This is a genomic window from Rhodovibrio sodomensis, assembly GCF_016583645.1.
GTDB lineage: Bacteria > Pseudomonadota > Alphaproteobacteria > Kiloniellales > Rhodovibrionaceae > Rhodovibrio > Rhodovibrio sodomensis.
In genome coordinates this window covers 1-3,946 of record NZ_NRRL01000205.1, presented here as the reverse complement: position 1 = coordinate 3,946, position 3,946 = coordinate 1, and the positions used below count along the sequence as shown (strand labels likewise).

The following is a 3,946-nucleotide window of genomic DNA, read 5'->3' as shown; positions in this document are numbered from 1 at the left end:
CGTCGAGAGCTATCGTCGGCGGACCGCCGTCAGCCGCCAAACCGACCCGGCTGACGCCGCGTCATCCGACAGCGACAGCCTCGGCGACAACCCCAGCGACAACAACCGAGAAGGAGGTGACGACACCACAAGCTAAGCCCTCAACATCATCGATCCGCACCGGCCACGACCTTGTCGCTCAACCGGTCACGCTGCTTGACGCGCTACAATCGCCGACGATATGGATACCGCTCGGGCAAATTGTCCCCGCCGATCGAGTTCTTTCATGTTCCGAAGCAGATGAGGCAGCGTCGCTCCAGTTTTTGCGCTGTTACGCCTTTACAGCTTTACACCTTTACGATTTTACAGTTGACGGTAGTGGGGAGGCCTCTTGCTCGCGACCCTATCGCGACATGCAGAGGAGCCGGTGCGAGAAGATCATCTTCGCCAGGCAGCTGTTGATCATGCAGCGGCGCAGCCGCTGCAGGGTTCTCTAGGGGGTTCTCAGAAAGGGTTCTCGGATCCGGAAAGTAGCGCAATGTCAACTGGTTGAATGATGTCTCTCGGAGGCGGCGTCTGGTGCTGTCGGAACCCCTGTCCGGGCATATCGGAAGCGGTGTCCGGTCGACACCCGGTGATCGCGTTTATGGAACACGAGCCGGTGTCAGTTCACATGGCGTAAAGCCCTGAAAAACCACAAAATGCATATCCCATTTGGGACCCACTTGGGTCCCATTTTCAGTCGACGGGGATCAGCGACGGGGCACGCTACCGGTCTGCGTCGACAATGCGGGATTGTAAACGATGAAGCGGGGTCCACGCACAGATGCCTAGCCATCATGGTATCCCGTTCCGGTGTGGGCTTCGCCTCCGACGCTCTATCGACACGGCAGGTTTCGTGCTGACGTTTTATCGTGGTGGACGTCACTGCGGCGCGTGCGTATGGGGTCTTTTGAGGCGGAATTCGGCCGTGTGCCGGAGTGCGCCGGGTTACCCTAGCCGCATCAAATGATATGCGGCTTCTGCGCTCGCGACGGCGATTGCCGGGCTCGAAGCGGTGCCGGTCGCGTGCGCGCCCTCTCGGCTGGCGGTCCAATACCAGCCGCCGCTCGGGTTCGGCGCCGCGTGTAGAGCTCCGCCCTCGGGGTATGCGCTGAACGCCCCGTGGCGCTCGATTTTCCACTCTTGCGCTGCTGCGTCTTGGAAAAGGCTCTGGATCCGCATTGGCCGGCTTAGCACTTCCGATTGCTGCTCGACCTGCTCCAAAGCCTCGGTCTCGATCTCCTCACGCGTCCGGTTGTCGTCTGGCTTGGCACGTGCTTCATCCACGCGGGCCTGCATTGCGGAGAGCTTCTCAGATCTCCGGACGTGCCGAATGTCAGCGATCACATCTATTACGGCCTCGTCGTCCGAGCATTCTTCCGCCTGCTTGAAATTATCCAACACCTGCCGCTCGCGCTCGAGATCTCGACGGCACACCTCCAAGAGCTGAGCCTGCTCGGACTCCGGCCAACGATGAACTTCTGCGATCAGCCGCGCGAGCGCGCGTTCTCTCTCGCCATGCTGGTCGAGGAAGCGGCTCTGTTCCTGCGCTGCCACTCTGAGGCGCGCACGAGCCTCTTCTAAAGTCTCATCGGTCCTGTCGGCCATCGTGCGCCTCCTGTTGGTCCTGGTGCCAAGTGCGCCAGCCTGGGCCGTGCCGCTGATCCAGGTATATTTCGTTACTCCGGATCCGTGCTTCCAGATCGCGTACTTTTCGGTCGGTGCGCCGGTTTTCAAGGATGCGCAGCACAAAGATCGTCGCCATTAAGATGTAGCCGACCGCCCAAGCCCAGCCATACGGCTCTGGCGTTGTCCACCCGCGCATGGCGAGCCAGATGCCGACCGACGGGCATAGCATGCCGAATATGAGGACCCCGGAGAAGCCAATGTCCTCGATGAGCTTCTTCCAGACATCCCTACGCATAGCCGCCGTCCTCGATGCGTTCGAGGAAGCGTAGCACGGACTCACCGCGGCCTTCCGCGATCAACTCCTCGGCGGTCGCACCGAAGCCTGGGATCGGTTGCTCGCGCATCCACGAACGCGCGCGCTCCCTATCGCCAGCCCATGGCGTTAGTTTAGCGATGATCGTGTCGCGCCACAGCTTCTTCGTCAGCGGATCTTCAACGGCCCATTCTATGCTCGGGTCTCGATCTCGCCCCATCACAGCAACCTTATCACAGCAACCTTGAAGGTGTGTCGGTGTCCTCAAGTTTAACCCAAAATCGGCGCATGCGTAGTCGCTGTACGATACCAAAGATTATCCCTGACCCGCCCCAAGCTTCGTAGTTGCCAAGGCGCCGCCCTGGAGAGCTCGATCCAGGTAGCCCAGAGCCGCGGATTGCGAAGGTTATTACCGGGAGGTTGCACCCCGCCGGCCCCCTGCACCTCGGTCAGGCCGCCCGCACGCCGTCGAGGAAGCTTCCGACTTCCTGCTCGAGCCGGCTGGACTCTTTTGAGAGCTGCGAGGCTGCGGACAGGACTTCGTGGGCGCCGCCGCCGGTCTCGCTCGCGGCCGCACTGACGCCGGCGATGTTGCTGGTCACTTCCTGGGTTCCGGTCGCAGCTTCGTCGACGCTGCGCGCGATCTCCTTGGTTGCAGCGCCCTGCTCCTCCACGGCGGCAGCCACGCTCTGAGCGATTTCGTCGATCTGCTCGATGGTGCCCGTGATCTCGCGGATCGCGGCTACGGCGGCTTGAGTCTCGGACTGGATTGCGCCGACCTGGTTTTGGATGTCTTCCGTTGCCCTGGCCGTTTGGCTGGCAAGCGTCTTGACCTCCTGCGCGACCACGGCGAAGCCCTTACCGGCTTCGCCCGCCCTTGCCGCGTCGATCGTGGCGTTCAGGGCGAGAAGATTGGTCTGCCCGGGGATATCGGAGATGAGCTCGACGACCGAGCCGATCTTCTGTGCGGCTGCGTCGAGCCCTTCGACCCGTTCGTTGGTGCGCTTCGCTTGCTGGCGCGTATCCCCGGCCATGCGTGATGTGGTCAGTGACGAAAGACTCGGCTGCCGTCGCGCGGAACTGAGCAAGGTAACTTTGCTGTTCGGCGCCGAGCCGGACGAAGCGGGTATGAAGCTCCGGGGAGAAGCCGCTGTCGAAACCAGCGGCGCCCACCGCACGCTCGATGCCTGCGCGCTCTTTCGCTTCGACGAGCGCGAGATAGGCCTCCGTCATTCCGGTCTGTGCAGTTCGTTTCGTGGCGGCGCGCAGAGTCGATAGCGCTTCGATGTTCGCTCGGATGATCTCGGAATAGCCACTGGCTGCATCTCCTGGTGTTACAGAACCGGCATTGAGGGCGTCACGGACATCGTCTCGTCTCCTTGTTCGAGGTTTCGCAAGGAGCGCAACGTGCCACCTTGGAGCCCGAAGACGCTGGTTTCAGGCGCTACCCGGCCGCGAGATACGGGCGACAGGGCATCTCAGATTGAACGATGTCGTAATGCCGTTGACGGTTCGCGTTTTTGTTGCATCATCGGTTGTATGAAGCAGAAATCCCACGACTCGGCCCTTGCCACTGTCCTGCGCCGAAAGCGCGCCGAGGCTGGCTTGTCGCAGAATCAGGCCGGAAAACGCGTCGGTGTTACGTTCCAGCAGCTACAGAAGTACGAGAAGGGCACCAATCGGGTGTTTTTCTCGCGTTTCGTCGAGCTCGCGAGCGTCTACGGTACTACGCTCGAACAGATCATGGCTGAAGTCCGGGATGTGCTCGACGCGAAAGCGCCGGAGACAGAGCTGTCTGATAGCCGTCAGTCGACGGAGCTCATCCGGCTCGCGAACGCGGTCCCGTGAAGTGGACCCTGGTTTTGGAACAGGGGCGAGCGTTAGCGTAGGGCGGGCCCTCCTGACCTGAAGGAGGAGACGATGTCGAGGAAGAGCCCGCGTAAGCTGACGCCGCAGTTCAAGTCCAAGGTCGGCCTGGCCGCG

5 protein-coding genes and 1 pseudogene are annotated in these 3,946 nt (G+C 61.6%); 1 reads left to right on the top strand and 5 read right to left on the bottom strand.

Annotated elements, in window-relative coordinates; translation table 11 throughout:
• Window positions 1-969 precede the first annotated feature (969 nt).
• The 5 genes and pseudogenes from CKO28_RS26920 to CKO28_RS29515 all read right to left on the bottom strand — a co-directional run.
• Entirely contained in the window at window positions 970-1,629 is a 660-nt protein-coding gene (locus tag CKO28_RS26920; protein WP_200344462.1) for a hypothetical protein, read from the bottom strand.
• Window positions 1,610-1,945, bottom strand: coding sequence for a hypothetical protein (locus CKO28_RS26915; protein WP_200344460.1), 336 nt, complete (start codon window positions 1,943-1,945; stop codon window positions 1,610-1,612). Before CKO28_RS26915 ends, CKO28_RS26920 begins: the two co-directional genes overlap by 20 nt.
• Window positions 1,938-2,183 (bottom strand): antitoxin Xre/MbcA/ParS toxin-binding domain-containing protein, encoded by a 246-nt coding sequence (locus CKO28_RS29015; RefSeq protein ID WP_200344458.1) that lies wholly within the window; start codon window positions 2,181-2,183, stop codon window positions 1,938-1,940. The genes CKO28_RS26915 and CKO28_RS29015 overlap by 8 nt, the downstream gene beginning before the upstream one ends.
• A 229-nt stretch (window positions 2,184-2,412) precedes the next feature.
• Window positions 2,413-2,997 (bottom strand): methyl-accepting chemotaxis protein, encoded by a 585-nt coding sequence (locus tag CKO28_RS26905; RefSeq protein WP_200344456.1) that lies wholly within the window; start codon window positions 2,995-2,997, stop codon window positions 2,413-2,415.
• A gap of 19 nt (window positions 2,998-3,016) precedes the next feature.
• Window positions 3,017-3,280, bottom strand: a pseudogene (locus CKO28_RS29515) (nitrate- and nitrite sensing domain-containing protein); the annotation flags it as partial.
• 222 nt (window positions 3,281-3,502) lie between these two features.
• Here CKO28_RS29515 and CKO28_RS26895 point away from each other — a divergent pair.
• On the top strand, window positions 3,503-3,811 hold the full coding sequence (locus CKO28_RS26895; RefSeq protein WP_200344454.1) for a helix-turn-helix domain-containing protein: 309 nt from the start codon (window positions 3,503-3,505) through the stop codon (window positions 3,809-3,811).
• Window positions 3,812-3,946 lie beyond the last annotated feature (135 nt).